Raw genomic sequence first — 26,136 nt, 5'->3', positions numbered from 1 at the left:
CCGGAGCCGTCGGGCTTCCTGGGCCGACATCTAAATGGTGGGATCAGGGGTCTTCGATGCGCTCGTAATAACGTGCGCGGTAGAGCAGGCGCCGTTGCGTTTCAGTGTCGCTGAAACCGCTGCGGTCATGCAGCACGTTGTTGCAGACCAGGCCCATGCCGGACTCCAGGCGGGCGCGGAAGATATAGGTCAGGTCGCTCGCCAGCAGCTGTTCCAGGAAGGCCACAGCGGCCAGGGTGGCCGAAGACGGATTCCATTCGATACTGCGGGTGCGGGCGGTGTAGCGCATGTGGAGCTGGCCGCTGTCCAGCACGGAAAACACCGGGCCGGTTTCAGCGGGTCGCGCCACGCCGTTCTCGTCCATGCGCGCCGGAATGGTCATGGCATCGGGCGCCATGAGCGCGCGGATGTGCTCGGGGTTCGCATCGCGCATCAGCAGGTAGGCGATTTCGTGGTCGAGCAGGGTATTCTCCCCGCCGCTGGCGGCAGGCGTTACGCAGTGCAGCATCAGCCCCAGGATGCGCCGTTCCGGGGGGTTGTAGTAACCGTCCGTGTGCCAGCGGATGGGGCGGTCGGTATAGGGAATGAAGTCGCCGCGCTGGCCGCCGCCTGCGGCGACGGTGAGAGAGGTGATGGCATCCTCGTCCGCCAGCAGGTTGTGGTCGAGTTGTTTCAGGCCGAATTGCAGGCCCAGCATGCGCGGGATGTCCTTGTCCGGCGTGGCGCCGCAGTGGCTGGCGTAGATGGCCAGGTTGGTCTTGCGGCAACACCTCAGGATCGCGTCATGCTCCGCCGGGGTGAGCGCACGCGGGTCGGCTATCTCCACCACCATGTCTTCGGCGCGCCTGGGGTAATTGTTCAGCTTGGCTTCGCGCCAGGCCTGATAAACGGCGTCGGCATCCAGATGGAAAGGGCTGCGTGTGCTTGTCATGCGAGCAGGGGGACGCCTGATGTTTGCGGAAACAGGCCATCCACCGCTTTCTTGACGGTTGCGATCATCTCTGGCGCCTCCAGTTCCATGATCTGGTCGATCACCCAGGGCTGGTCGCGGCCTTCCATGATGTCGCGGATGCAGTTGCCCAGGTAGCGCAGCGCTGAAAAACTGGGTTGCTCCGGCGGAAAATCGAAGCTGGCGTAATCCTGGCCGCGCCGGTTGACCAGGTTGATGAAGTCGGCCTGGTAGGGGTGGCCGTGGTCGTTCATCGCCTCGTGGATATTTTCTTCCAGGATTTCCGCCAGGCGCTTTGCCAGGGCCTGCACCAGGACTTGCCGTTCAGCGTCCGCGATGCGGCGGTACACCATGCGGTCGGCGAGATGCAGCATGAAGGCTGCCAGTTCCGCCAGCAGGGTAAAGCCGCGTTGGGGAGTGATGATGTCGTAATCGGACTTGGAAAGGTCGATGACCGTTTTGTCTGCCAGCTTCCAGATGGTCAGTGCGATCACACCGGCCTGTTGCTCCGGTCCCTTGGGGCCGTCCTCCTGCTTGAACCAGATGGTTTTAACGCGGATAGCCATTTTGGTTTAATCCTCCTTGATGGTTGGGCGCGACGGATCGGTGATCCATTCGCTCCAGGAACCGGGGTAGAGCCGGGCTCCGGACAATCCCGCAATCTCCATGGCTAGCAGGTTGTGGCAGGCGCTGACACCGGATCCGCACATATGAATGCTGCGCTGCGGCGGGGTCGCGCCCAGCGCCTCCAGATAGGCGGTGCGCAACGCGTCGGCGCCGAGTAAAGTGCCGTCCAGGTCCAGGTTGTCCTCGAATGGCCGGTTCATCGCGCCGGGGATATGGCCGGCCACTTTGTCGAGGGGTTCCACGAAGCCGATGAAACGCTCCTCCGGGCGGGCATCGAGCACTGCTTCGCCGCGGCGGATGGCGGCGCTCACCTCGGCGGCGTCTGCGCACAGATCGGCATTGGGCCGGGCTTCGAAGCGTGCGGGCACGATCGTCGGCGCATCTGCCGTGAGCAGACGCTTTTCCCGCTGCCATTTGTGCAAGCCGCCGTCCAGCAGGCCCACGTTTTCGTGCCCCAGCCAGCGCAGCAACCACCACAGTCTCACCGCCATGGAACCGAAGCTGTCGTCGTAAACCACGACCTGGACGTCTTGGCTTACCCCCCAGCGGCCGAGTTTTTCACCCAGTATGGCGGGATCGGGCAGCGGGTGGCGGCCGCTGGCAGGCAGAACCGGCGCGGACAGGTCGGCGTCCAGGTGGGCATAGCGGGCGCCCGGGATGTGCGCGGCGGCGTAGGCTTGGCGTCCGGCTTCGGGCCGGGTCAGGGTAAAGCGGCAGTCGAACAGGATCCAGTCCGGGTCGTCGAGACGCCGTGCGAGTTGTTCGGTGCTGACCAGCGTGGCGGACCGCATGGTCATACGGCGGGATGGTATCGGAATCGGTCGGCCATGCTCATATTGGACGCTATCAGTAGCCGCCTTTTCCGAATGGCTTGGTCAGGCCGGCTACCCGCGCCGCCTGGCGGGCAGGCTGGTTGGGAAACAGGGTGTACAGATGCTTTTTCCAGTCGGGACCGGGATGGTTTTCCTCGAGATCCTTGACCATGTTGCGGAAATTCGGCGTATGGCCGTCCTCACGGAATTTCTCGCGCAGGTAACGCACCACGAACCAGTGTTCGTCGGTCAGCTCGATATTTTCCGCGCCGGCGATGACGGGCACGATTTCATCGTCATAAACCGGCTCCAGCAGGAATTTTTCATCATCGACTTCCAGTTCCTGGCCGTTGTAGGTGTAGCTCATTTTTTCCTCCTGTCGTTAACGGATTGGCGATTAAACCGAGCCTATTGCGCCGACGGCGGCAATGGATTTATGCGGGATAAAGATGCCGCATCCGAGCTTGCGGTGCGCTCCCAGGCCCTGCTGCTGCATATGGATGGCATGCTCCAATGGCAGGTTGTGCAGCAGCAGGCTATAGCCGGAAACGGTATCGCGGCCGTCAAAAACCTGCTGGCGTCTGCCGCAAATGAAACGGCTGTCAATGCCCATCTGGCTCAGCATGCGCATGATGTCGAGCGTGAATTCTTTTTCATCTGCGCTGCCGGTGACCACGCAATGGGCATACAAGGGCGTGTACCTGCTCAGCGGCTTGATCTTGCTGGCGCCAATAACCAGTTCCTGTTGCTCCAGGTGGATGGTGCGCCCGTTCAGTTTGGTTAATTCATCCAGACGGCCGGCCGGGCAGCGCACCACCAGTTTGGTACGCCGGTTCAGCATCAGTTCGCCGGCGCCGCTGTCGGCGCCATGCACCGGATGAATGCCCAGCAAGGGCTCATCCTCGATCCAGGGCAGCCAGCGCAGCAGTTCCCGGTACAGCAGATAGCCGTGATCCGCCGGCATGCGCAGGCCGCGCAATTCCAGATGCGCATCGGACATCGCGGCGATGCCGATTTCCGACATCTCCGCGTGATCGTCGTAGAGCCAGCCTATTTTCCTTCTCCTGCTTTGACCTGCCCGGCCTGGGCAAGCGTGTCCGCCCATTCCAGCATGGCCAACCCCCACGCCCTGGCGGTGGGTTCGTCGATATCGAAAATGGTAAAACGTGTCTGCTCGCGAATCCTGACCCGCAGCGTCACGTAATCGGCCTGGTGCAGCACGTGCTGAAGCTCGATTTGCTGCCGGTAAGGCGAGGCCAGCAATTTATGCAGCGTTCTGATTTCAATCGCGTCCAATTTTTTCCCCAATGAACGTGAAGCTGGAAAGCCGCATTTCTTAAAGGCACCTGGGCTACCCGGGCTTGACAGGATTGTAATCGGCCTCATTGCTTCGTCCTGAGCAAAGTTTCTCATTGTCGCCAGCACAAGAAACTAGCCCAAAAGGGGGGGTGCCCTACCCGAATGGTTAGGTGTGTACTACCAATCCAGTTTATGGAATTGGCATTTTTGAAGGAGGAACATACATGAACTTTCAGTGACATTGCGCCGAGTATCAGTTTCCGGCGGCCGCGTCAGCGGTCATGGGCTACGTGGCCTTTGAGCATGGCAGGAAGGGTCAGATTAACGACTGGTGCAGTCAGGCTGAATAGGTTGATCGGTTGATCATAAGTTCAACCATGGAATTTGGGCAAACCGGCAACTACTTACTGGTGGAATGAAGGGAGTGGCTATGACCAAGAAGATGTACGACACGCCGATGCTTGACCAACTCGAGAGCGGACCGTGGCCCAGCTTTGTAACCGGGCTGAAGCGTCTGGCCAAGGACAACGACATGATGGTTGACCTGATGGGTCAGCTGGAAACCTCCTACCAGACCAGGAAAGGTTACTGGAAGGGCGGCACCGTGGGTGTGTTCGGCTACGGCGGCGGCGTGATACCCCGTTTTAGCGAGTTGAAGGACGAGCAAGGGAAACCCCTCTATCCAGCTGCCGCTGAATTCCATACCCTGCGCATCCAGCCGCCGGCCGGCATGCACTACAACACCGAGATCTTGCGCAAACTCTGCGATCTGTGGGAAAAACATGGTTCCGGGTTGATTGCCCTGCATGGCCAAAGCGGCGACATCATGTTCCAGGGCGTATCCAGTGAAAACGTCCAGCCCGCTTTCGACGAACTGAACGAAATGGGCTTCGACATGGGCGGCGCCGGCCCTGCCCTGCGCACCTCCATGTCCTGTGTGGGTGCAGCCCGGTGTGAAATGTCCAACTTCGACGAGGCAAAAGCATTGCGGACCATCATCAATGACAATATTGATGACATGCATCGTCCCGCGTTGCCGTATAAATTCAAATTCAAATTCTCCGGCTGCGGCAATGATTGCGTGAACGCCATTCAGCGTTCCGACATGGCCGTAATCGGTACCTGGCGCGACAACGTACGTGTCAACGAGGCGCTGGCCAAGGATTACATGGCCAAGCACGGCATGGAAAAACTGGTTAATGACGTGATCAGCCGTTGTCCGACCAAGGCCTTGTCCCTGAAAAATACCGCCAACGTTTCCCGGGCCGACGGGATCTCCAGCGTGGCCGTCACCGACACCCAGTCCCTGCAAATCGACAACCACAATTGCGTGCGCTGCATGCATTGCCTGAACGTCATGCCGGGTGCGCTGCTTCCCGGCACCGATAAAGGTGTGAGCATCCTGGTGGGCGGCAAGAGCGTGCTGAAGATCGGCGCCACCATGGGCACGATGGTGGTTCCGTTCATGAAGCTGGAATCCGAAGAGGATTTTGAAGCGTTGGCCACTCTGTCGCGCAGCATTATCGACTTCTTTGCCGAAAACGCGCTGGAGCATGAACGCACCGGCGAGATGATCGATCGCATCGGCCTGGTCAACTTCCTGGAAGGCGTCGGTATCGATATCGACGCGAACATGGTTCTGGAGCCGCGCAGCAATCCCTATGTACGCACGGATGGCTGGGACGAAGAAGTCGAGAAGGCGGCAGAACACAAGAGAAAAGTTGCCGGTTAATGCCGCTTCATTAAGCGCTGAACAAGTTTTCTATCTGGAGATAAGAAATTATGGCTGAAATGCGTTCACCCATTGAGAGCGGCGTTCCGGATCCGATGCCCTACATGCACCCGGTCATGGTCAAAAACTATGGCAAGTGGGCTTACCATGATCATCCGAAACCAGGTGTCCTGCGTCACCGCGCTGAAAGCGGCGATGAAATCTGGACGGTCAAGGCAGGCACCCAGCGCCAGATGGATGTCTACACCATCCGCACGTTGTGTGACATTGCCGATCAATTCGCCGACGGACACGTACGCTTTACCGCGCGCAGCAACATCGAATACATGGTTGCCGACGAGCGCAAAGTGGAACCCCTGATCAAGGCGCTGAATGATCATGGTTTTCCGATCGGCGGTACCGCCAATTCGGTTTCCATGATTGCCCACACCCAGGGCTTCCTGCACTGCGACATCCCGGGTACCGATGCTTCCGGCGTGGTAAAGGCATTGATGGACGAACTCTACGACGAGTTCATCAAATGCGAGATGCCCAACCGGGTCAAGATGTCCACCTCCTGCTGCGAGATCAACTGCGGCGGTCAGGCCGACATCGCGATCATCATGCAGCACACCAAGCCGCCCAAGATCAATCATGATCTGGTCGCGAACGTGTGCGAGCGGCCTACCGTGGTGGCGCGTTGCCCGGTGGCGGCGATTCGTCCGGCGCTGGTGAACGGCAAACCTTCCCTGGAAGTGGACGAGAAAAAATGTGTTTGCTGCGGCGCCTGCTACCCTCCCTGCCCGCCAATGCAGATCAACGATCCGGAGCATTCCAAGATTGCGATCTGGGTCGGCGGCAAGAACTCCAACGCGCGTTCTCGCCCCACCTTCCACAAGCTGGTGGCTTCCGGCTTGCCCAACAACGCGCCGCGCTGGCCGGAAGTGGCCGCTGTGGTCAAGAACATCCTGTCCGTGTACAAGGCGGATGCGCAGCCCTGGGAGCGTATGGCGGACTGGATCGAGCGCATCGGCTGGCCGCGCTTCTTCGAGAAAACCGGTCTGCCGTTCACCAAGTACCACATTGACGATTGGCGTGGCTCGCGGTCGACACTGAACGCCTCTGCGCATATCCGTTTTTAGTTGCTTTTGAGCCGTTCCAGCAGTGCGCAAGGCCGGCAGTGACCGTGCCATAAAAAAGGGATTGAAGGTATGAAATTCGGAATCATGGTCAACGAAGGCCCCTACACCCACCAGGCTACGGATAGCGCATATCAGTTTGCCAAGGCGACATTGGAAAAGGGTCATCAAATCTACCGGGTTTTTTTCTATCACGACGGCGTCAACAACGCCACCCGGCTGACCGAGCCGCCACAGGACGATCGTAACGTTGTTGCGCGCTGGTCCAAGCTGGCGGAAGAGCACGGCATCGATCTGGTGGTGTGCGTAGCCGCCGCCCTGCGTCGCGGCATCTGCGACGAGAATCTGGCGCCCGGTTTTCGCATTTCCGGTCTGGGCCAACTGGTCGAGGCCGGCATCCAGGCCGATCGGCTGGTGGTATTTGGTGATTGAGCAAGAGGAGGGTGTGATGAACGAAACAACAGGCGGTATCGAGGATGACGAAGGCTCCGGCATCGTAAAGAAATTCATGTTCGTCAACCGCAAGGCGCCTTACGGAACGATTTACGCGCTGGAAGGGCTGGAAGTGGTGCTGATCAGCGCGGCTTTCGATCAGGACGTGAGCATGGCTTTTCTGGATGACGGTGTGTACCAGCTGGTCAAGGGGCAGCATACCAAAGCCCTCGCTGTGAAAAACTTCTCGCCCACCTACCGGGCGCTGGAAGGTTACGACATCGAGAAGCTGTATGTGGAACGCGAGTCGCTGGAGATGCGTGGCTTGAACGCGGACGATCTGCTGGTGCCGGTGGAAGTGCTGTCCTCTGCTGCAATGGGCGACCTGATGAAAACTCAGGACGTGGTTATTGGTTTTTAAGGGGAAAACGAATGCTGCACATCGTGAACAAATCTCCATTCGAAAACACCACGCTCGCCAGCTGCCTGCGCGTTGCGTGCAAGGGCGGTGGCGGCGCGCTGCTGTTGATCGAAGATGGGGTTTATGCGGCAACAAAAAACAGTGTTGCGGGGAATGCTGTCCACGGCGCCATGGGCGACATCCAGGTGTATGCGCTATGGCCTGACGTGGAGGCTCGCGGCATCCAGGACCGGGTGCTGGAAGGCGTGAAAATGGTGGACTATGGCGGTTTCGTCGATTTGGTGGTTGAGCACAGCAACGTGCAATCCTGGTTGTAAACGGATTTTAAATTAGAGAGGTTACATATCATGGCTTTGGAAGTTAACGGCAAGACCTACGAGACTGATGAAGAGGGCTACCTGCTCAACCTGAGCGAATGGGACGAAGATATCGCCAAAGTGCTGGCCGAGGGCGAGAAAGTGGATATGACCGAAAATCACTGGGAAGTGGTCAATTTCCTGCGCGAGTACTACAACGACTACCAGATTGCTCCTGCGGTGCGCGTTCTGACCAAGGCGATCGGCAAGAAATTGGGCGCGGAGAAGGGCAACAGCAAATACTTGTACGAGCTGTTTCCGTACGGTCCGGCCAAGCAGGCATGCAAGATTGCCGGCCTGCCCAAACCCACCGGCTGCATCTGATCTACGGCGGCTGATGCAGCGTAAAGCGGCAACGGTCTCACGAGGCCGTTGCACTGCAGTTTATTTGAGACCGGAAGGCAAGCGCTAGCATGTCATCGCTCACAATTTTTTTTGCGCTTCTGTTTTATCTGGCGACAGCGCTGCTGGTCAGCGGACTGGCTTATAAGATTTATATTTATAGCCGCACCCCGGCGCCGCTGAAGATTCCCACCATGCCTGCGCCTATTACCACGACCGGCGTTGTCATGCGCATGGGGCGTGAAGTCGTGTTGTTCGAAAGCCTGTTCAAATCCAACAAGTGGATCTGGATTTTCGGCTGGATGTTCCATTTTGGCCTGCTGCTGGTGCTGCTGCGCCACCTGCGTTATTTCACCGAGCCGGTATGGGGCTGGGTGGTGTTGATTCAGCCCTTCGGAAAATACGCCGCATTCGCCATGATCGCAGGCCTGCTTGGCCTGTGGGCGCGGCGCTTTCTGGTGGATCGGGTGCGTTACATTTCCACCCCCTCCGACCACCTGATGCTCGCCCTGCTGGTCGGCATCGGTTTGACCGGCATGGCCATGAGCTTTGTCGTGCATACCAATATCGTCGGGCTCAAGGAGTTCATGCTCGGCCTCATGGTGTTTGACTGGCAACCTCTGCCGGCCGACCCGATCTTGCTGGCGCATCTGTCTCTGGTCGCACTGCTCATGATCATTTTTCCCATCAGCAAACTGCTGCATGCACCCGGCATATTTTTCAGCCCAACTCGCAACCAGGCCGACAACTCCAGGGATACGCGCCATGTGGCCTCCTGGGCTGCCCGGCTTGAGAAATAAGAACAGGGGATCCAGGTGGCCGCACCCAAATTCGAAGTTCCTGAACTGAAGGGTTACACGGACATTCCGCTGCTGCGCGAAGGTGCGGCAGCGGAGGTCAAATCCTTCCCGGCGAACGCGCAGATGCAGGAAGCACTGGGCTTTCCGGGCGAGCTGATGGAAAACTGGCAGGAAACTGCCATCGGCAGGATGGGCGAGCTGCTTGGCAAATATCGCTCGCTCCAGGTTTTTATGGATGCGTGCGTGCATTGCGGGGCGTGCACCGACAAGTGCCATTATTATCTCGGCACCAGTGATCCCAAGAACATGCCGGTGGCGCGCCAGGATCTGATGCGCCAGGTTTATCGCCGCTATTTCACCTTTGCCGGGAAATATTTTCCCAAGCTGGTAGGGGCCAAGGATCTGACCAGGGAAGTGCTGGATGACTGGTACCGCTATTACTACCAGTGTTCTGAATGCCGCCGTTGCTCGGTGTACTGCCCCTACGGTATCGATACCGCCGAAATCACCATGGCGGGTCGCGAGATACTGGACTGCGTGGGCATCGGCCAGAAATACACCAACGAGATACTGGGCAAGGTGCATCGCATCGGCAACAATCTGGGGCTGCCCGGCCCGGCTCTATTGGACACCCTGACAGGCCTGGAAGAAGACATCGAGGAGGATACCGGCTTCGCGGTGAAACTGCCCATCGACGTCAAGGGTGCGGAAGTGCTGCTGATCACGCCCTCAGCGGATTTCTTCTCCGAGCCGCACGTGGAAAGCCTGATCGGTTACGCCAAGGTGTTCCACGCTGCCGGAATTAGCTGGACGCTGTCCTCACTTGCCTCCGAGGCCGGCAATTTCGGCATGTTCATCGGCAACTACGAGCAGATGCAAAAGGTGGCGCTACGCATCCGCGAAGCGGCGCTGGAACTGGGTGTCAAACGCATTGTGGTGGGCGAGTGCGGCCATGCCTGGCGCGTCGCCTACAGCTTCTGGAATACGTTGATCGGCGTTGGTCTCGGCGCAGGCGCTGACGACAAATACGGCAGGATGCTGCAACAACAGCTGGATCCCAACTATCCGCAACCCGCGCATATCTGCGAAGTGACTTACGACCTGCTGCAGCAGGGTGCGATCACGATGGACAAGGAAGCCAACGATCACCGCATCATCACTTTCCATGATTCCTGCAACGTGGCGCGGGGCTCGCGCATGGGCGACATGCCGGGCGGGCAGTTCCTTATCCCGCGGGAAATCATCAAGTCGGTAGCCAACCGTTTCCACGACATGGCTCCGGAAACCATACTTGAGGGCACCTTCTGTTGCGGTGGCGGCGGTGGCCTGTTGACCGACGACCTGATGGAACTGCGGGTCAAGGGTGCGCAGCCGCGCATGGATGCATTCAAGGATGTTGTGGACAACCATGGCGTCAACTTCATGGCCACCATCTGTGCGATCTGCAAGGCACAGTTCACCAAGGTGCTCCCGTATTACGGCTTCGACATGAGCATGGTGGGTGGTGTCCATCAATTGGTAAGTACGGCCATTCGGCTGGACGCAAAACAGTAGCTTACGGAATTCACTTCAGGAGAGCAGCGATGTCAAGCACATCCGAGGACATGGAAAAAAAACTGACCTTTCGTCGGTACAAGGAAGATGATCAGGACTGGAAGCAGTGGCAGGACAAGATTTTCGATGCCGACCACTCCCACCTGTGCCCGGAGTACGTGCTGTCCTCTCCGCCCTGCCAGGCCAGTTGTCCGGCCGGTGAGGACATCCGCGGTTATCTGAATATCGCGCGCGGCATCGAAAAACCGCCGGCAGGCGTGACCTGGCAGGAATATGCATTCCGCCGCATCACCGAAGCCAATCCCTTCCCCTCGGTGATGGGCCGCGTGTGCCCGGCGCCGTGCGAGTCCGGCTGCAACCGCAATCAGGTCGAAGACTTCGTGGGCATCAACTCCGTCGAACACTTCGTGGGTGACTGGGCGTTGACCAACAAGATGGCCTATGTGAACAAGGCCGAGCCCACCGGAAAGAAAATCGCCGTGCTCGGCGGCGGCCCTGCCGGCCTGGCCTGCGCTTACCAACTCGCCCTGAAGGGACATTCCGTCACCATCTTCGACGAGCACGAACAACTCGGCGGGATGATGCGCTACGGCATCCCCGGATTCCGTACTCCACGTGAAGTGCTGGACGGCGAGATCCAGCGCATTCTGGATTTGGGCGTGCAAACCCGCATGGAAACCCGTGTCGGCAGTGACATTGCGTTGGCGCAGCTGGAGCAAGAATACGATGCCATTTTCATGGCGATGGGGGCACAGAGCGGCCGTCCGCTGCCGGTGCCAGGCGCCGAAGCACCCAACTGCGTGACTGCCATGGCCTTTCTGCGCGCCTTCAACGATGGCCGTCTGCAACACGTGGGCAAGCGCGTGGTGGTGATCGGCGGCGGCGACACCTCGATCGACGTGGCAACCGTAGCCCGCCGTCTGGGAAAAATCACCCACGATACCGAGAGCGAACGTCCCGAGCACATCATTGCCGGCAACGTGGCGCACGATGTCGCCGAGGCTTCCGTGCGCGAAGGCGCCGAAGTGGTGCTGGTGTCCCGGGCCAGCATCGACAAGATGCACGCCAACAAGCATGAAATCGAGCAGGCGCTGGCCGAAGGTATCGAGATCCTCGGCGGCGTCATGCCGGTAGCGGTCATACTGGATGCGGATGGCCGCGCCGTGGCCCTGCGCGTAGCCGAATTCGACATGGTGAAGGGCGAATCCGTCATCAGGGAAGGCACCGAACGCGATCTGCCCGCCGACCTGGTGGTGTCCGCCATCGGCCAGGCGGTGGATTTCACCGGCCTGGAAGAGTTCAACAACAACAAAGGCCTGATCAAGCCGGACAGCCACTATCGCTTCCCCGGCAAGAAACATATCTTTGTCGGCGGCGACGTAATCAAGCCGCACCTGCTCACCACTGCCATCGGTCACGCCTCCATCGCCGCCGAAGGCATCCATGCCTTCCTGGACGGCCATGAGGAGCTCGACAAGCGTCCCAAGGTGGACGCGCACCGCTTCGATCTGCTGCGCAAGCTGGTGGAAAAAGGCATGAAAATCGAAGAGTACAACCACCAGCAAATGCATGGCTCGGACACCAGTGCTTTTGCCGTGCACAACTTCGAGGATCGCTCCGCAAAATACGTAATCCCGTCCACCGAGCTTTTCCTCGGCCATTTTCTGTTCGCCGAGCGCCACAAACGCGAAACGATCACACTCAATGCCGAACAGGCGCTGGGTAATTTCGAAGAGCGTCTGGCGGCTCTGAACGAGTCACAGGTTGTGGCGGAAGCCAAGCGCTGCATGAGCTGCGGTTTGTGCTTCGAATGCGACAACTGCGTGGTGTACTGCCCGCAGGGCGCCGTATTCAAGGTCAAGCGCGACAAGTCGACACTGGGCCGTTATGTGGACACTGACTACAGCAAGTGCATCGGCTGCCATATCTGCGCTGACGTGTGTCCGACCGGCTACATCCAGATGGGCATGGGCGAGTAGGGCTCGATATGAGAAGGCTGGCCAAAGGATGGGTTAAACCGGCTGCATTGGGCGCCTTTCTGCTGGCTTGCGTGCTGACGCTGGCCTACGCGGGGAGCGGTACCCAGGAATCGTCACGGGTACCGAAGCCCAATGTGACGACGGCAAAAGGCGAAAAGTGCGTGGAAGACACCGAGTATATGCGCAAAAATCACATGAAGTTGCTGCGGCATCACCGCATTACGGCCGTGCACGAAGGGGATAACCAAAAAACCGACAAGTACAGCATCGTTAACTGCGTGAACTGCCATGCCAGTGCCAAGGACAACAGCGTGACCGGACCGGGCGATTTCTGTCAAAGCTGCCATGCCTACGCGGCTGTGAAGATCACTTGCTTCGAGTGTCATTCCAGCAAGCCTTCCGGATCGCCGCCGGCATTCCACCCGGCAGTGTCGCAGGGACCGCTGGATAAAACGACCCGTGCCACCATGATGCGCTATCAGGCTTACCATGGGCGTCTGCCGAATCTGGATGCCGGGTTCAACGCCAAGGATGTGGCAGGAGTGATTCGATGAGCGATTTTGACACTTACCGCCGCCGTTTCATGGGGGGGGTGCTGGGCGTGGCCGCCACCGCTGCGCTGCCGGCTGGAGTGCTGTTCTGGCAAACCGCCCAGGGCGAGGTGAAAGACGGCCCGCCCGCTTCCGACAAGGTACGCTGGGGCATGCTGGTGGATACCACAAAATGCGGCACCGGTTGTGATGCCTGCGTGCGCGGGTGCAATCAGGAAAACGGTCTGTCCGGCGATACCTCGCCTACCAGCCCGCAGTGGATACGCAAAGTGCAGGTGAGCAACCCGCGCACCGGCTACAGCTTTTCCCTGCCCATGATGTGCCAGCATTGCGAGGAGCCGCCCTGCGTGGACGTGTGCCCCACCGGCGCTTCGTTCAAGCGTGCCGACGGCATAGTGCTGGTGGATCGCCACCTCTGCATCGGCTGCCGCTATTGCATGATGGCCTGCCCCTACAAGGCGCGCTCCTTCATTCATCAGCCGGTCACCGATCAGTTGGCGGAAGTGCCGCGCGGGATCGGCTGCGTGGAGTCATGCACTTTCTGTGTGCAGCGTATCGACGCGGGCAAGCAGACTACGGCCTGCCAGGATGCCTGCAATGCCGAAGGCCACCAGGCCATTTATTTCGGCAATCTGAAAGACCCTGACAGCGAAATTTCCAGGCGACTTGCCAGCTACCGCAGTCAGGAAGTTCTGGCGAGCCTCAACCTGCACACCGGCGTGCGCTACGAAGGTATTTGAACCATGCAAATCGTATTTCGCGAACTGGAAGGAAAAAGCAGTACCTATTACGGCCTGCTGGGCGGACTGGGCCTGCTGGGGCTGCTGGGTCTGTTTGCCGCCTATCAGATGGAGCATCACGGTCATATCATCACCGGTATGACCAACCAGGTGGTGTGGGGCATACCGCACGTATTTGCGGTGTTCCTGATCGTGGCTGCCTCCGGTGTGCTCAACGTGGCATCCATCGCCACGGTATTCGGCAAGCAGTTCTACAAACCGCTGGCGCCGCTGTCGGCGCTGCTCGCCATCGCCCTGCTGGCAGGCGGCCTGATGGTGCTGATGCTGGACCTGGGCCGCGCCGATCGCCTCATCGTCGCCATGACCCATTACAACTTCAAGTCGGTGTTTGCCTGGAACGTGTTCCTTTATACCGGCTTCTTCACCCTCAGTGCGATTTACATCTGGACCATGATGGATCGCAAGGTGGCGGCTTACAACAAACCGGTGGGTTTTGCCGCCTTCTTCTGGCGCCTGTCGCTCACTACCGGTACCGGCTCCATTTTCGGCTTCCTGGTGGCGCGCCAGGCCTATGACACCGCCTTGCTGGCGCCGATGTTCATCATCATGTCGTTCTGCTACGGACTGGCTGTTTACCTGCTGGTGCTGATGGCCGCCTACAGTTGGAGCAAACGTCCACTCGGCGATTTGGTCATCAGACGTCTGAAAAATCTGCTGGGCGTGTTCATCGCCGCTGTGCTGTATTTCGTCGCGGTCTATCACCTGACCAATTTTTATTTCACCAGGCAGCACGAGTTCGAGCGCTTCATTCTGCTCGATGGCGGCATCTATACCCTGCTGTTCTGGATCGGTCAGATATTGCTGGGCGGTGTGGTGCCGTTGATTCTGTTGTACGCACCCGCCACCCGCCAGTCGCGCAGCGCCATTGCCAGCGCCTGCCTGCTGGTGGTGCTGGGAGGGCTGGCGCAGATGTATGTCACCATTATCGGCGGCCAGGCTTTTCCGCTGCAAATGTTCCCCGGCATGGTCGAGTCCAGCAGCTTTTTCGATGGCGTGATTCATCCCTATGTACCCAGTTTGCCGGAAACGCTGCTGGGGCTGGGCGGCGTGGCGGTGGCCGGTGCGATGGTCGTGTTCGCAATCAAGATTTTACGTTTTCTACCGGAAAGCCTGGATGACCCGGCGGTGACACTCTCCCACAAGGCTGACTGACACCGCCCGGCAAACAGGCGTTTGTTTTCAAGGATACCAACATGAGTGAAGAACATCCGTTTGCTCCCTACATCCGTATCCTGGGAAAGGGCAGAAGCGGGTCGCGCTCGCTCACCCAGGACGAGGCGTGTCAGGCCATGCGCATGATCCTGGCCGGGGAGGTCGAGCCCGTGCAACTGGGCGCCTTTCTCATGCTCCTGCGGGTGAAGGAAGAATCCCCCGAGGAACTGGCCGGTTTCGTGCTCGCCGCGCGCGAAACCATGCCGCTGCCTGATAACGCGCCAACGGTGCAACTGGACTGGTCGTCCTATGCCGGCAAGCGGCGCCAATTGCCGTGGTTTTTGCTGTCCGCGCTGCTGCTCGCAAGCCATGGTGTCAACGTGTTCATGCACGCCGCCGGCGGGCGGAAGGACAACCGTGTGTACACCCCGGAGACGCTGGCGCTGCTGGGTATCAGCCCGAGCAACTCCTTGCCGGAGGCGGCAGCCCAGATCCGCACTCGTCACTTCGCTTTCATGCCGCTCGAGGCATTGAGCCCGGCGCTATACCAGATCATGGAACTGCGGCCGATGCTGGGCCTGCGCTCGCCCGTCAACACCATGGCGCGCATGCTGAACCCGCTGCGGGCACCCGTGGCGATGCAGGGTATTTTTCATCCGGCTTACCGCGATATGCACCAGTTGGCCGCGCAGCTGCTCCAGCAGCCGCACCTGGCCGTGCTCAAAGGAGAGGGCGGCGAGATCGAGCGCAATCCCGACTCGCCCTGCCTGGTCAAAAGCGTGCACAACGGTGTGTTGTCGGAGGAAGAATGGCCTGCGCTGTTCCGTAATCGCCACATGAAAGACGAGAGCATGGACACCCGGCGTCTGCCGGCTCTGTGGAACGGCGATATCGAAGATGAATACGGGCTCGCCGCCATTACCGGCACCACTGCGATAACGCTCAAAACCATGGGCATGGCGGACACCCAGGAAGCCGCGCAGACCATGGCTGTGGAACTGTGGAAGCGGCGTCCCTCCACCTGGCTCAAGGCGGCCTGAGCGGAATAGACATGTCGCGCTTTCTCATCTCCGCAGCACACAAGTCGTCTGGAAAAACCACGCTGAGCATCGGCTTGTGCGCGGCCTTGCGTGCCCGCGGCTTGCTCGTACAGCCATACAAAAAGGGGCCGGACTATATTGATCCCATGTGGCTGACGCTGGCTGCAGGCCGCCCCTGCTACAACCTGGATTTTTACCTGATGGGCCGGGAGGAGATCAGCAACCTGTATCAGCAACACAGCGCCAGCGCGGATGTCTGCCTGGTGGAAGGCAACAAGGGACTCTATGACGGCCTGGACCTGGATGGCGGCAACAGCAATGCGGCGCTGGCGCAGTTGCTGGACCTCCCGGTCATCCTGGTGATTGATGCGCGCGGCATGACGCGGGGGGTGGCGCCGCTCATCCTGGGCTACCAGGCTTTCGACCGCAATATCCGCATCCATGGCGTGATTCTCAACCAGTTGGGTGGCTCCCGCCACGAGAGCAAGCTGCGCGCGGTGATCGAGCATTACACCGATGTGCCGGTGCTGGGCGCGGTGCAGCACGATCCCGCGTTACAGATCGTCGAGCGCCATCTCGGGCTGATGCCGAGCAACGAATCCGCCTCCGCCACCCGGCAAACCCGTGCCATCGCCGAAAGCATCGCCGCGCAAGTGGACCTGGAACGGCTGCTGCAAGTGACCGTTTCCCCGCACCCCGCAGCGGTCGCACCAGCGGCCCCAATCCGGCCGCTGCAACGCTTTCGCATCGGTCTGGTGCGCGACCGGGCGTTCGGTTTTTATTATGCCGACGATCTGGAAGCCCTGGCTGCGGGCGGCGCGGAAATCGTCCCGATCAATGCCCTGGATGACGCGCATTTGCCGGCGCTGGACGGCCTCGTCATCGGCGGCGGTTTCCCGGAATTGTTCCTGCAGGAACTGGAAGCCAATGCCTCGCTGCGCCGCGATATCCACCAGGCAATAGAAGACGGACTGCCGGTTTACGCGGAATGCGGCGGCCTTATGTACTTGTCCCGCAGCATGTGCTGGAAGGGACGCGCTCACCAGATGGTGGGCGTGATACCAGGCGACGTGGTGATGCACGATAAACCCGTGGGGCGCGGTTATGTGCGCCTGCGCGAAACCGGGCTGTCTCCCTGGCCCGGAGGCGCAGCGCCGGCGCAGGAAATCTGTGCGCACGAATTCCACTACTCCAGCCTGGAAAATCTGGCGCCGGATGTGCAGTTCGCTTACGAAATGGTGCGCGGTCACGGACTCGATGGCCGCCACGACGGCATCGTTTACCGCAACCTGCTCGCGTCCTATACCCATTTGCGCTCCACCCGGAATTTCAACTGGGTGCGACGCTTTCTTGCCCTGGTAGCCCGGCATGCGTCCTCCAGAGTGGCTGCAAAGCAGGCCGTGGCTTAGGGCTTATCCGTGAATTATTCATGGATAAGCCATTAATTAGCCGAATCAACTTTAACCAGTCCTGAACAGGAGCACTCGCATGATTACCGTGACCCCCCTTGCCGCCCAACAAATTCAGGAGTCCGCCGAACGCGGCGATATGGAAGGCATGGCGTTGCGGCTGGCGGCCCGCATCACCGAGGATGGATCCATCGAGTACGCCATGGGCTTCGACGAGCGTAGCGCCGATGACGCGGTGGTGAGCGTTGAAGGTGTGGATTTGCTGATTCATGAAAGCCACCAGGCGCTGCTGAATGGCGCAACCCTGGATTTCGCGGAAGTCTCTACGGGCCAGTCAGGATTTGTATTTCGCAACCCCAATGCGCCACATTCCGCCTGCGGCGGTGGCAGTTGCGGTAGTGGGGGCGGTAGTGGGGGTTGTGGCAGCGGCAGCCGCGGCTGCGCCTGACCCATGGATACTCAAGCGATGCAATTCGACCTTATCGTCATCGGCAGCGGGCCGGGCGGTTATAAGGCGGCCATCAACGCCGCGCATCTGGGCGCAAAGGTTGCCTTGATTGAACGCGATCTGCCCGGAGGTACCTGTCTCAACCAGGGATGCATCCCGAAAAAAACCCTGCTGCATATGGCCAGCCTCATCGCCAGCGTGAACGAACTGGAGGGGCGCGGACTGGTGGGGCATGTCAGCGGTGATTTCAAGGCCGCGATGGTGCAGAAGGATGCCGTCGTCAAGGGTATTCGCGACAGCTTTCCGATCTGGCTCAAGCGCCTGGGCGTACGTATTTTTCGTGGCGAAGCCCGCTTCGTCGACCGTCAGCGGGTGCGCATCAGCCTGACGGAGCCGCTGGCGGATACCACTGTGGCCACGCTTGAACTGCAGGCCCCGCGCATCATCATTGCCACGGGCTCGACTCCCAGAGAACTGCCAGCCTGCCCTACCGATGGCCGTGTCGTGGTGAATTCCAGGGATTTTCTGTTCAAGCTGGATTATCTGCCGCGCTCGGTGCTGTGCGTGGGTGGCGGGGCCATAGGCGTGGAATTCGGTTTTCTGCTGCATCAGTTCGGCGCCAAAGTGCGCATCGTGGAGCAGGGTGATCGCCTGCTGTATCGATCCAGCATGCCTGATCGGGCCTGCAGCGCACTGGAAAGAAAACTGAGCCGACTGGGCATCGAGGTGTGCAACAATCTCAACGTTATTTCCACCAAGGTTGAAGAAAACGGTATAGAAGTCGAGTTCAGCAACTGCGAACGTGCACGCTATGACTACGTGCTGGTAGCCGTGGGTCGACAGCCCCAAACCCAGGGCCTGGGCCTGGAAGAGATTGGCGTGGCCGTTAACGCCGAAGGTTTCATTGTCACTTCCGAATATCTGGAAACCAGTGTGGCGGGCATCTATGCAGTAGGCGATGTCAAACACAGCCCCATGTCCAGCCCGATGACCGCCAACGCCGCCCTGTACGATGGCAAGGTGGCAGCGACCAATGCCATCCGGGGCAACGAATTGCATGCCAATTATTTCAAGGTGCCGTTCGTGATCCACTCGGCACTGGAAATGGCCAGCGTCGGACTGTCCGAAGATCAGGCCGAGGATGCCGGTTTCGCAGAGGAAGTGGCGCGTTCCAGCCTGGGCGGTTCAGGCAAGGCGCGCGCCTGTCATGACTTCGAAGGTTTCACCGAGGTGGTGCACGATGCTGAAACCGGCCAGTTGCTGGGCGGCTGCATCGTGGGCCCGGAAGCCGGCGAGCAGATCCACATGCTGTCCGCCGCGCTGCAATCCAAGCTGGGGCTATGGTTCTTCAAGGACATGAGTTACAGCCACCCGTCCTGGTGCGAAGAACTGGAAACGACCATTGACTCCTGCACCTCGGCTTTTTCCAAGTCCGACAAAATCATTTTCCGCCCTGGCATTCTTGCCGGGACTGAATAACCCGGCCCAGACCGAATCATGAATTTTCTTCCTGTATTTATGGATATTCGCGGCCAGCGCTGCCTTGTGGTGGGCGGTGGCGAAACCGCCGCGCGCAAGGCTGCGCTGCTGCTTCAGTGCGGTGCGCAGGTAACTGTCGTGGCACCGGAACTCGTGCCCGCCTTTACCGAACTCAAGGACCAGGAACGGCTTACCCATCGCAAGAGCGGATTCGAGCCGGCGCTGCTCGACGACGTTGCATTGGTGATTTGCGCCAGCGGGGACGACGACCTCGACCGCATGGTATCCCAGGCTGCGCGCGACCGTCATCTGCCGGTGAACGTGGCGGACAGGCCCGAGCTGTGCAGCTTCGTGCTGCCTGCCATCATCGACCGCTCGCCGCTGCTGGTGGCGGTGTCCAGCGGTGGCGCCGCGCCGGTGCTGGCACGGCTGTTGCGCGCGCGGCTGGAAACCCTGATCCCCTCCAGCTATGGCCGGTTGGCGTTGCTTGCCGCCAGCTTCCGCGACGAGGTGAAAAAGAAATTTTCCCTTTCAGCCAAACGCCGCATGTTCTGGGAAAAAGTTCTCCAGGGACCGATTGCCGAACTGGTTTACGCCGGTAATGAAGCGGCGGCTGAAGCAGCGCTCAAGCAGCAACTGGACGAGGAAACCGATGACTTGCCGCAAGGCGAGGTTTACCTGGTGGGCGGCGGCCCCGGCAACCCGGACCTGCTGACCTTCCGGGCGCTGCGACTGATGCAGCAGGCCGACGTGGTGGTCTATGACCATCTCGTTGCCGATGCGGTGCTCGACATGTGCCGGCGCGATGCGGAGCGCGTTTATGTGGGCAAGGAACGCGCCAACCATACCATGCAACAGGAGGGCATCAACCAGTTGCTGGTGCGTTATGCCCGGCAAGGCAAACGGGTGCTGCGCCTCAAGGGCGGCGACCCGTTCATTTTCGGCCGTGGCGGAGAAGAAATCGAAACCCTGTCGGAAAATGGCATCCCGTTCCAGGTGGTGCCGGGCATTACCGCGGCATCGGGCGTGGCGTCCTACGCGGGCATTCCGCTCACCCACCGGGATTACGCACAGTCCTGCGTATTTGTCACCGGCCATCTCAAGGACGACAGCATCAACCTGGACTGGGATGCGCTGGCCCGGCCCAATCAGACCATGGTGATTTACATGGGACTGCTGGGCCTGCCCATCCTGTGCAGGGAACTCATTTCGCACGGCTTGCCCGCGGCCACGCCCGTCGCCATCGTGCAGCAGGGCACCACGGCCCGTCAGCGGGTATTGGTGGGCACCCTGGAAACGTTGCCAGCGCTCGCCATAGAGGCCGAATTCAAACCGCCTACGCTCATCATCGTGGGCAATGTGGTGAAGCTGCACGAGAAACTGGCCTGGTTCCGCACCGAGGCGGCAATAAAACCCAAGGATATTTGAATCACGGGGAGCACAGGAGAAACGAAAAGGCGAAGGGCGAAAATTGGAAGGTAAAATCAAGCCCAGGCAGGCGTCCTTCATTTTCCATTTGCGCTTCGCCCGCTCTGCGGTTAGCCTGTTTTTTTGCGGACAAGCTGCTTACCGCGCATCACGATTTGGAGGCGCCGGTGCCGGACTGGCCGAGCCGTTGCTCCACGGCAAATACCGCTGCTGCCACCCGAGATGTGAGGTTGAGCTTGGAAAAAATGTTGTGTACGTGCAGCTTGACGGTATCGTGACTGATTCCCAGGTTGCGGGCGATGACCTTGTTGCTTTCCCCCTTGGCCAGGCAGCCAAGTATCTGTTGCTCGCGCTGGGTCAGTTGTTCGATGAGCGAGTCTTTCCTGCCCTGCTTGGCATCCAGCAGATTCACCAGCTTGGCGGTCATCGTCGGCGCCACCACAGTTTCGCCCCGGGCCGCGCGCTGGATGGCGTCCACCACTTCGGCAGGCTCCATGTTCTTGAGCAGATAACCGCGGGCGCCTGCGCGCAGCGCATTGGCCATGTCGCCCTGGTCATCGCTCACCGTCAGAATCAGCGTCGGGAATAGCAGCCCTTCCTGGTGGAATTGGCTCAGCAGGGTAATGCCGTCCACCGACGGCATGTGCAAATCCATGATCACCACGTCGGGGTGTATTTCTCTCAGCATACGACGTGCTTCCTCGACGTCGCCGGTAATGCCGGCCACGCTGATGGTGCCCGAGTGTTCCAACAGTTCGGCCAGGCCCTTGCGGAACAGCGTGTGGTCATCCACCAGCACGACGTTGATCTTGACTGTCATGTGTTATCCCTCTTGCTCGGGGGCTGGGACGGAAACATCAATGTCAGCCGCGTGCCTGCGCCCGCCTGACTGGTGATCTCCACGCTGCCGCCCAGTTGCTTCGCCCGCCCGTGCATGATGTTGATGCCGAAATGCATGCCGGGGCCGGGGTGGCCGGCGGCGCAGAGGCCGATGCCGTCATCGGTAATGGTAAGCCGGTAGGCATCGTCGACCTGCTCGATGCTCAGGTGAATGTTGTGGGCACGGGAATGCTTGCAGATATTGGCGAGCGCCTCCTGCACAATATGGAATACCTGGACTTCCTGGTCCGGGGTGAGATTCAGCCCCTGGGTGTGGTTGGCGAAATCCGCTCTGGCTTCAGTTTTCTTGCACGCCCCGGCCAGCAGATCCTGCAGGGCCGGCACCAGGCCGCGCGGATCCATGCGGTGATGGAACTGGGTGAGCAGTTCGCGTAGGCCGGAATAGGCAGACTCCAGGGCGTCTTCCATATCGCCAAGATATTTTTCGGTAAATTGCTTATCCCCTGTGTGCACGGACTCCTTGAGCATCTCCAGGCGAATGTTCATGTAGGCCAGGGTTTGGGCGAGTGAGTCGTGAATTTCGTTGGACAGCATTTGCCGTTCGTTCATCAGGCTGATGCGCATGTTTTCCTGAGTCAGGCGCACGTTCTCAAGGGCCATCCCCAGATGCTCGCTGATGGAGGAGAACAGCAGTCGTACTTCTTCCGGAATGGGGGGGGCGTCGGCGAACATGAACAGGTTATAAACCCCCAGCACATGGCCCTTGTGCTGCAGTGGTACTGCCACAAAGCTCACGCAGCGGTCACCGAAAAACGCCAGGCCCGAGTTGTTCTTGCATATATGCACCGCCTCGGTGCTGCGGGCAGCGGACTCGAATACTGCCTGGCCGCAGACGCCACAGCCCAGGGGGACGATGCGCTCCTGCTCCAGCATTTCCTCCGGCAGGCCGATGGCGCCGATCAGCCGTAGCCCGGTGCCGTCGGCGGTGAGCACGCGCACTGCACCGGCGCCCGCGCCGGCGAGCCGCACCATGGTTGACAGGAAGCGCTCCAGCAGCCGTTCGATATCGACATTGGTGCTGAGCGAGGTGGCGATTTCTGATAGCACCCGCAACGCAGGCAGCTTGTATAAGCCCTGGTCGGTAACCGATTCGGAAAATCCGGCGGAAGGGCCGCTAATATCCTGCATGATTTCCTCTCGTGAAGCCCGCCTTGATGGATGAATTTTTGTACCGAGCGTACGCCGGTCAACTTCTGGTCATGCTGTTTTCGCTCTGCGACCTGCAACAACGCATTGACATTGCCAACACTATAAATCCAAACTCCGTCGCAGAAGAAATTTTATCGCTTGTACCGCTTGTGTAAACCACCTTCCATGTTAAATTTTGCGTCGATTTGCAGGGATGAAACTGGTAGGCGCTGCCTGCATAAACAGGCATCATTGGACTATCCAGGCACAATGGAGCATGCGCATGAATGCTATTTTCGGACAGCGTCGATTGCAGGTGTGGCTTGCAGTCGCCATGCAGATAGCGTTTTTATCCAGTTATGAGGAGGACACGGCAAAATGACTTTGATCAGGAGAATCATCCCGCTTGTGCCCCAGGAATCCGTCGATGCCAGCCTAAGCACTTGCGCGGGCGCCGAACCCTTTGCCCTGATGGTGCTGGGTGACAGCATGATGCCCGAATTCGAGGAGGGCGAAATCATTATCATCGAGCCGGAAGGCCTGACGACGGATGGTTCCTTTGTGCTGGCCTTTCACAACGAAGAATACATATTTCGCCAACTGCTGCGGCGGGAAGGTGACTGGTACCTGCATCCACTCAATACCAACTACGAGGATGCGCTCATATCGGATCTGTCCGTAGTGAAGGGCGTCATTATCCAGAAACAGCGTCCAGGCTCGCGCCGCACTCGCAAAACCTATGTCGCTAAGCGTGCGCATTAAGCTATGCAACGCTACAACACTGGCGTTCACGTATCGCAGATCATCGGTGTGTGAGTGACTGACATGGTCCCATGGCGCTATGGCTTTATGTATTGCCGGGCCAAGTCGAACAGCGTTGAGAGCGTTCTATATGCGCTGTCCCAGCACGCCCCATCGATCTGCGCAGGTGATGAAAGTTAAACATTGCGGACTTGGCACAAATGCAGTTCGTTACTGCTCTATCCGGCTTTCCGATGTCAGGTTGGCGAGTCGATCCATATCGACAAAATATATGTATTTGCCCTCAATCTTGATAATGTCATCCTCCTGAAAGCGCGCCAGAATACGGCAAACCGTTTCTTGAGTCAGCCCAAGATAATTAGCGATATCCCTGCGCGACATGGTGAGCTTATAGGCGGGATGGGATGATTTATTCTTATCAATATGCCGACTGAGACTCATCAAATATGTTGCCACCCTCTCGGTGGCGTTCTTTTTTCCAAGTAGCAGCATCATCTGTTGGCCACGGAGTATGGCATGGCTCATGATGGCGAGCATATGATCCTGCAAGTCGGGGATATTTCTGCTCAAGCTTAGGAAATGCGGAAACGATATCTCGCAGATATTCGTTGTTTCAAGCACGATGGCTTCGCTGGCAAAGCGCATGCCATTGAGGGCGTCCAGCCCGATTATCTCGCCGCGTCCGTGAAATCCGGTAATTTGGGTCCTGCCATCATTGCTGTAAATATATGTTTTTATCGATCCGTGGCGAACTGCGTAGATTTGGTGAAATGAATCGCCGCTCCGATAGAGATATTCCCCGCGTCTCAATACAAATCGCCGCTTGACCAGTGTATTGGTAACGTTTGCATCTTCACCATTACTCGCCAGCCTGCACATTCCATACATGTCACAGTCTTTACATGACATGAATTCCAAAGTCGGTGGTAAGGGGGTCCTGTTATATGGTTTTGACATAAGCTGCTCCAGCTCGGGTGGGTATATCCAGCCTTTTGCCAGCCCATTGTGGGTGGGCATGTTGGCAGGGTGATACATGATTCAAAATGTGCTGCATGCCTCTGACAAACTTACTGCATTGGTGTCAGTTGGTCACTCGACAATCGGCCGTAACGGGTTCCCATGCTGCATCTTGGTGGTACTTCCGTTCAACGCGCTCTGACTGCGGGTAAGTTCCTCCGAAAATATTGACGACTTAAAGTACGTTTTCGCACTTTTTGTTGATCCAAATCATGATTATCCCCCTTCTCGATAGCCTAGCATCATAAACAGTTAAGAATATATTTCTTTAGTGATGTATGTCTTGAAAGGGTGAGGTCGATGAGCTCGAAATTGAACATTAAATACTGGCTGCTCTTGGTGCCAACATTGTTAATGGCGCTGATGGGCTTTTCTAACCCGGCCAGTGCAGTTCCAAGCTTCGCGCGACAGACCGGCCAAAACTGCGTCGCCTGCCATGCCGGAGGACAATTCCCCGAGCTTACCCCCTACGGGCGCCTGTTCAAGCTCACCGGCTACACCATCGGACAGCGTGCGCTGCCGCTGGCGGCCATGGCGGTGCTGACTGCCAACAAGGTGAAGGTCAATGACCCCACCCTAGGAAAAACGCAAGACGGGTCTCCCATCTTCAACACTGCCAGCCTGTTCATTGCTGGGAAGATTACCGACAAAGTGGGCGGGTTCGTGCAGATCACCTATAACAACTACGATAGTCAGGATGCCGAGACCGGGAACTGGTCGGGCCATACCGGTTCGGACAACCTGGATCTGCGCTACGCCGACCGCCTGATCAACGCCAATCAGGATCTGATCTACGGCCTCACCCTGCACAACAACCCCGGCGTACAGGACGTGTGGAACAGCACCCCGGCCTGGGGCTACGGCGTGGTGCCCGGCAGCACAGGCGCAGGAAACGGGGCAACACCGATACTTGACGGTGGTGGCCCAGGTCTCGGCCAGCAAGTGGCGGGAATCGGCGCCTATGCCTACTGGAACAAGATGGTGTATGCAGAACTCACCGGCTACCGCACCGGCGATGGCGTCTTTTCCTTCATGACCCAAGGCAATGGCGGTCAGGTCAACATCCAGGGCACCAATCCCTATGCCCGCCTGGCGCTGACGCACGAATGGGGCCCCCATAATGTGATGGTCGGCCTGTCCTATCTGGACGTCCGTCCATACTCGGATACGACCAGCCACTCCGGACCGACCGACCACTACCGGGACAATGGCATCGACTTCCAGTACCAGTACCTGCTCGATCCCTACACGGTCACCGCAACGGTCACCCGTATCCACGAAAACATCGATTATGGCTTAGGGGCGCCCTCCGCTACCGTCAACTCCCTGCGAGCCAAGACATCCTTCATCTACCAGGCGAAGTACGGCGCTACCCTGTCCTACTTCAACCTTACCAACACCCTGGGGGCCGAGTCCAAGGGCTGGACGCCCGAGGTGTTCTGGACACCGGTGCAAAATGTGCGGCTGGGGATGCAATACACGATGTTCAACAAGAATGAAGGGGTTATTGACCCACGTGACCCGACGGGCACGTTGGCGTTGAAGGCCAGTGACAGCAATACCCTGTTCTTCTATGTCTGGGGCGCGTACTAAGCAGACGG

28 protein-coding genes are annotated in these 26,136 nt (G+C 58.9%); 19 read left to right on the top strand and 9 right to left on the bottom strand.

Annotation, left to right across the window (positions count from 1 at the left end; all coding sequences use genetic code 11):
• Positions 1–43: 43 nt before the first annotated feature.
• Genes ACFDAU_RS12440 through ACFDAU_RS12415 form a run of 6 tightly spaced genes read right to left on the bottom strand, consistent with a single transcriptional unit; the run spans position 44 to position 3,684 of the window.
• A complete protein-coding gene (locus ACFDAU_RS12440) occupies positions 44–931 on the bottom strand; it encodes a TauD/TfdA family dioxygenase (RefSeq protein ID WP_413437217.1) in 888 nt (295 codons plus the stop codon).
• Complete coding sequence (locus tag ACFDAU_RS12435) at positions 928–1,515, bottom strand: hypothetical protein (RefSeq protein WP_413437216.1); 588 nt, start codon at positions 1,513–1,515, stop codon at positions 928–930. Before ACFDAU_RS12435 ends, ACFDAU_RS12440 begins: the two co-directional genes overlap by 4 nt.
• 6 nt (positions 1,516–1,521) lie before the next feature.
• Complete coding sequence (locus ACFDAU_RS12430) at positions 1,522–2,373, bottom strand: sulfurtransferase (RefSeq protein ID WP_413437215.1); 852 nt, start codon at positions 2,371–2,373, stop codon at positions 1,522–1,524.
• A gap of 49 nt (positions 2,374–2,422) precedes the next feature.
• A complete protein-coding gene (locus ACFDAU_RS12425) occupies positions 2,423–2,755 on the bottom strand; it encodes a TusE/DsrC/DsvC family sulfur relay protein (RefSeq protein WP_413437214.1) in 333 nt (110 codons plus the stop codon).
• 30 nt (positions 2,756–2,785) lie between these two features.
• On the bottom strand, positions 2,786–3,412 hold the full coding sequence (cas6, locus tag ACFDAU_RS12420) for a type I-MYXAN CRISPR-associated protein Cas6/Cmx6 (protein ID WP_413437213.1): 627 nt from the start codon (positions 3,410–3,412) through the stop codon (positions 2,786–2,788).
• Positions 3,413–3,438: 26 nt separating this feature from the next.
• The gene (locus tag ACFDAU_RS12415) at positions 3,439–3,684 is read right to left on the bottom strand and encodes a DUF6967 family protein (protein ID WP_413437212.1); all 246 of its coding nucleotides are present in this window, start codon (positions 3,682–3,684) and stop codon (positions 3,439–3,441) included.
• A 433-nt stretch (positions 3,685–4,117) separates the two neighbouring features.
• On the opposite strand from ACFDAU_RS12415, the gene dsrA reads away from it, so the two are divergent.
• The 17 genes from dsrA to cysG all read left to right on the top strand — a co-directional run bounded on the left by dsrA (position 4,118) and on the right by cysG (position 20,728).
• Positions 4,118–5,419: a dissimilatory-type sulfite reductase subunit alpha gene (gene dsrA / locus ACFDAU_RS12410; RefSeq protein ID WP_413437211.1), complete on the top strand. Its 1,302-nt coding sequence runs from the start codon at positions 4,118–4,120 to the stop codon at positions 5,417–5,419.
• Positions 5,420–5,469: 50 nt separating this feature from the next.
• The gene (dsrB, locus tag ACFDAU_RS12405) at positions 5,470–6,540 is read left to right on the top strand and encodes a dissimilatory-type sulfite reductase subunit beta (protein WP_413437210.1); all 1,071 of its coding nucleotides are present in this window, start codon (positions 5,470–5,472) and stop codon (positions 6,538–6,540) included.
• 69 nt (positions 6,541–6,609) lie between these two features.
• Entirely contained in the window at positions 6,610–6,969 is a 360-nt protein-coding gene (tusD, locus tag ACFDAU_RS12400) for a sulfurtransferase complex subunit TusD (protein WP_124704706.1), read from the top strand.
• 16 nt (positions 6,970–6,985) lie between these two features.
• Positions 6,986–7,390: a sulfurtransferase complex subunit TusC gene (gene tusC, locus ACFDAU_RS12395; protein WP_124704705.1), complete on the top strand. Its 405-nt coding sequence runs from the start codon at positions 6,986–6,988 to the stop codon at positions 7,388–7,390.
• Between the two features lie 11 nt (positions 7,391–7,401).
• Positions 7,402–7,707: a sulfurtransferase complex subunit TusB gene (gene tusB / locus ACFDAU_RS12390; RefSeq protein WP_413437209.1), complete on the top strand. Its 306-nt coding sequence runs from the start codon at positions 7,402–7,404 to the stop codon at positions 7,705–7,707.
• Positions 7,708–7,737: 30 nt separating this feature from the next.
• Positions 7,738–8,070, top strand: coding sequence for a TusE/DsrC/DsvC family sulfur relay protein (locus ACFDAU_RS12385; protein WP_124704703.1), 333 nt, complete (start codon positions 7,738–7,740; stop codon positions 8,068–8,070).
• An 89-nt stretch (positions 8,071–8,159) separates the two neighbouring features.
• Positions 8,160–8,888 carry a respiratory nitrate reductase subunit gamma gene (locus tag ACFDAU_RS12380; RefSeq protein WP_413437208.1) on the top strand — a complete coding sequence of 243 codons (729 nt, stop codon included), beginning with the start codon at positions 8,160–8,162 and terminating at the stop codon, positions 8,886–8,888.
• Between the two features lie 15 nt (positions 8,889–8,903).
• Positions 8,904–10,442, top strand: a complete 1,539-nt coding sequence (dsrK, locus tag ACFDAU_RS12375; RefSeq protein WP_413437207.1) for a sulfate reduction electron transfer complex DsrMKJOP subunit DsrK — start codon at positions 8,904–8,906, stop codon at positions 10,440–10,442.
• Positions 10,443–10,471: 29 nt separating this feature from the next.
• Complete coding sequence (locus tag ACFDAU_RS12370) at positions 10,472–12,421, top strand: NAD(P)-binding protein (protein WP_413437206.1); 1,950 nt, start codon at positions 10,472–10,474, stop codon at positions 12,419–12,421.
• An 8-nt stretch (positions 12,422–12,429) separates the two neighbouring features.
• Complete coding sequence (locus ACFDAU_RS12365) at positions 12,430–12,975, top strand: hypothetical protein (RefSeq protein WP_413437205.1); 546 nt, start codon at positions 12,430–12,432, stop codon at positions 12,973–12,975.
• Entirely contained in the window at positions 12,972–13,712 is a 741-nt protein-coding gene (gene dsrO / locus ACFDAU_RS12360) for a sulfate reduction electron transfer complex DsrMKJOP subunit DsrO (RefSeq protein WP_413437204.1), read from the top strand. The genes ACFDAU_RS12365 and dsrO overlap by 4 nt, the downstream gene beginning before the upstream one ends.
• Before the next feature lie 3 nt (positions 13,713–13,715).
• Positions 13,716–14,924: an NrfD/PsrC family molybdoenzyme membrane anchor subunit gene (gene nrfD / locus ACFDAU_RS12355; RefSeq protein WP_413437203.1), complete on the top strand. Its 1,209-nt coding sequence runs from the start codon at positions 13,716–13,718 to the stop codon at positions 14,922–14,924.
• 41 nt (positions 14,925–14,965) lie between these two features.
• The gene (locus tag ACFDAU_RS12350) at positions 14,966–15,964 is read left to right on the top strand and encodes a glycosyl transferase family protein (protein WP_413437202.1); all 999 of its coding nucleotides are present in this window, start codon (positions 14,966–14,968) and stop codon (positions 15,962–15,964) included.
• 11 nt (positions 15,965–15,975) lie between these two features.
• Complete coding sequence (locus ACFDAU_RS12345; RefSeq protein WP_413437201.1) at positions 15,976–17,373, top strand: cobyrinate a,c-diamide synthase; 1,398 nt, start codon at positions 15,976–15,978, stop codon at positions 17,371–17,373.
• 79 nt (positions 17,374–17,452) lie between these two features.
• Entirely contained in the window at positions 17,453–17,821 is a 369-nt protein-coding gene (locus ACFDAU_RS12340; RefSeq protein WP_413437200.1) for a HesB/IscA family protein, read from the top strand.
• Between the two features lie 18 nt (positions 17,822–17,839).
• Complete coding sequence (locus ACFDAU_RS12335; protein WP_413437199.1) at positions 17,840–19,300, top strand: dihydrolipoyl dehydrogenase family protein; 1,461 nt, start codon at positions 17,840–17,842, stop codon at positions 19,298–19,300.
• A gap of 18 nt (positions 19,301–19,318) precedes the next feature.
• Entirely contained in the window at positions 19,319–20,728 is a 1,410-nt protein-coding gene (gene cysG / locus ACFDAU_RS12330; protein WP_413437198.1) for a siroheme synthase CysG, read from the top strand.
• Between the two features lie 148 nt (positions 20,729–20,876).
• Here cysG and ACFDAU_RS12325 read toward each other — a convergent pair whose 3' ends face one another.
• Both ACFDAU_RS12325 and ACFDAU_RS12320 read right to left on the bottom strand, forming a co-directional pair.
• Complete coding sequence (locus ACFDAU_RS12325) at positions 20,877–21,548, bottom strand: response regulator (protein WP_413437197.1); 672 nt, start codon at positions 21,546–21,548, stop codon at positions 20,877–20,879.
• Positions 21,545–22,756 carry an ATP-binding protein gene (locus ACFDAU_RS12320; protein ID WP_413437196.1) on the bottom strand — a complete coding sequence of 404 codons (1,212 nt, stop codon included), beginning with the start codon at positions 22,754–22,756 and terminating at the stop codon, positions 21,545–21,547. The genes ACFDAU_RS12325 and ACFDAU_RS12320 overlap by 4 nt, the downstream gene beginning before the upstream one ends.
• Positions 22,757–23,164: 408 nt before the next feature.
• Here ACFDAU_RS12320 and ACFDAU_RS12315 point away from each other — a divergent pair, with 408 nt between their 5' ends.
• A complete protein-coding gene (locus ACFDAU_RS12315) occupies positions 23,165–23,518 on the top strand; it encodes a S24 family peptidase (RefSeq protein WP_413437195.1) in 354 nt (117 codons plus the stop codon).
• A 210-nt stretch (positions 23,519–23,728) separates the two neighbouring features.
• On the opposite strand, the gene ACFDAU_RS12310 is transcribed toward ACFDAU_RS12315, so the two are convergent.
• Complete coding sequence (locus ACFDAU_RS12310) at positions 23,729–24,553, bottom strand: helix-turn-helix domain-containing protein (RefSeq protein ID WP_413437194.1); 825 nt, start codon at positions 24,551–24,553, stop codon at positions 23,729–23,731.
• 282 nt (positions 24,554–24,835) lie between these two features.
• Here ACFDAU_RS12310 and ACFDAU_RS12305 point away from each other — a divergent pair, with 282 nt between their 5' ends.
• Positions 24,836–26,128: a cytochrome C gene (locus ACFDAU_RS12305; RefSeq protein ID WP_413437193.1), complete on the top strand. Its 1,293-nt coding sequence runs from the start codon at positions 24,836–24,838 to the stop codon at positions 26,126–26,128.
• Positions 26,129–26,136 lie beyond the last annotated feature (8 nt).

Source organism: Sulfuriferula sp. GW1 (genome assembly GCF_047300855.1).
Taxonomy (GTDB): Bacteria; Pseudomonadota; Gammaproteobacteria; order Burkholderiales; family Sulfuriferulaceae; genus Sulfuriferula.
The sequence above is the reverse complement of the archived record's forward strand: the minus strand, read 5'-3'. Positions and strand labels throughout refer to the sequence as shown.

What these genes read in the sequence shown, in the direction of transcription:
- ACFDAU_RS12325 (WP_413437197.1), bottom strand. Translation starts at nt 21,548, where the DNA reads ATGACAGTCAAGATCAACGTCGTGCTGGTGGATGACCACACGCTGTTC.
- dsrB (WP_413437210.1), top strand. Translation starts at nt 5,470, where the DNA reads ATGGCTGAAATGCGTTCACCCATTGAGAGCGGCGTTCCGGATCCGATG.
- ACFDAU_RS12440 (WP_413437217.1), bottom strand. Translation starts at nt 931, where the DNA reads ATGACAAGCACACGCAGCCCTTTCCATCTGGATGCCGACGCCGTTTAT.
- ACFDAU_RS12425 (WP_413437214.1), bottom strand. Translation starts at nt 2,755, where the DNA reads ATGAGCTACACCTACAACGGCCAGGAACTGGAAGTCGATGATGAAAAA.
- tusC (WP_124704705.1), top strand. Translation starts at nt 6,986, where the DNA reads ATGAACGAAACAACAGGCGGTATCGAGGATGACGAAGGCTCCGGCATC.
- ACFDAU_RS12335 (WP_413437199.1), top strand. Translation starts at nt 17,840, where the DNA reads ATGCAATTCGACCTTATCGTCATCGGCAGCGGGCCGGGCGGTTATAAG.
- cysG (WP_413437198.1), top strand. Translation starts at nt 19,319, where the DNA reads ATGAATTTTCTTCCTGTATTTATGGATATTCGCGGCCAGCGCTGCCTT.
- ACFDAU_RS12435 (WP_413437216.1), bottom strand. Translation starts at nt 1,515, where the DNA reads ATGGCTATCCGCGTTAAAACCATCTGGTTCAAGCAGGAGGACGGCCCC.
- ACFDAU_RS12305 (WP_413437193.1), top strand. Translation starts at nt 24,836, where the DNA reads ATGAGCTCGAAATTGAACATTAAATACTGGCTGCTCTTGGTGCCAACA.
- ACFDAU_RS12345 (WP_413437201.1), top strand. Translation starts at nt 15,976, where the DNA reads ATGTCGCGCTTTCTCATCTCCGCAGCACACAAGTCGTCTGGAAAAACC.
- ACFDAU_RS12350 (WP_413437202.1), top strand. Translation starts at nt 14,966, where the DNA reads ATGAGTGAAGAACATCCGTTTGCTCCCTACATCCGTATCCTGGGAAAG.
- ACFDAU_RS12430 (WP_413437215.1), bottom strand. Translation starts at nt 2,373, where the DNA reads ATGACCATGCGGTCCGCCACGCTGGTCAGCACCGAACAACTCGCACGG.
- ACFDAU_RS12365 (WP_413437205.1), top strand. Translation starts at nt 12,430, where the DNA reads ATGAGAAGGCTGGCCAAAGGATGGGTTAAACCGGCTGCATTGGGCGCC.
- ACFDAU_RS12370 (WP_413437206.1), top strand. Translation starts at nt 10,472, where the DNA reads ATGTCAAGCACATCCGAGGACATGGAAAAAAAACTGACCTTTCGTCGG.
- ACFDAU_RS12385 (WP_124704703.1), top strand. Translation starts at nt 7,738, where the DNA reads ATGGCTTTGGAAGTTAACGGCAAGACCTACGAGACTGATGAAGAGGGC.
- ACFDAU_RS12320 (WP_413437196.1), bottom strand. Translation starts at nt 22,756, where the DNA reads ATGCAGGATATTAGCGGCCCTTCCGCCGGATTTTCCGAATCGGTTACC.
- tusD (WP_124704706.1), top strand. Translation starts at nt 6,610, where the DNA reads ATGAAATTCGGAATCATGGTCAACGAAGGCCCCTACACCCACCAGGCT.
- nrfD (WP_413437203.1), top strand. Translation starts at nt 13,716, where the DNA reads ATGCAAATCGTATTTCGCGAACTGGAAGGAAAAAGCAGTACCTATTAC.
- tusB (WP_413437209.1), top strand. Translation starts at nt 7,402, where the DNA reads ATGCTGCACATCGTGAACAAATCTCCATTCGAAAACACCACGCTCGCC.
- ACFDAU_RS12380 (WP_413437208.1), top strand. Translation starts at nt 8,160, where the DNA reads ATGTCATCGCTCACAATTTTTTTTGCGCTTCTGTTTTATCTGGCGACA.
- cas6 (WP_413437213.1), bottom strand. Translation starts at nt 3,412, where the DNA reads ATGTCGGAAATCGGCATCGCCGCGATGTCCGATGCGCATCTGGAATTG.
- ACFDAU_RS12310 (WP_413437194.1), bottom strand. Translation starts at nt 24,553, where the DNA reads ATGTATCACCCTGCCAACATGCCCACCCACAATGGGCTGGCAAAAGGC.
- ACFDAU_RS12340 (WP_413437200.1), top strand. Translation starts at nt 17,453, where the DNA reads ATGATTACCGTGACCCCCCTTGCCGCCCAACAAATTCAGGAGTCCGCC.
- dsrA (WP_413437211.1), top strand. Translation starts at nt 4,118, where the DNA reads ATGACCAAGAAGATGTACGACACGCCGATGCTTGACCAACTCGAGAGC.
- dsrO (WP_413437204.1), top strand. Translation starts at nt 12,972, where the DNA reads ATGAGCGATTTTGACACTTACCGCCGCCGTTTCATGGGGGGGGTGCTG.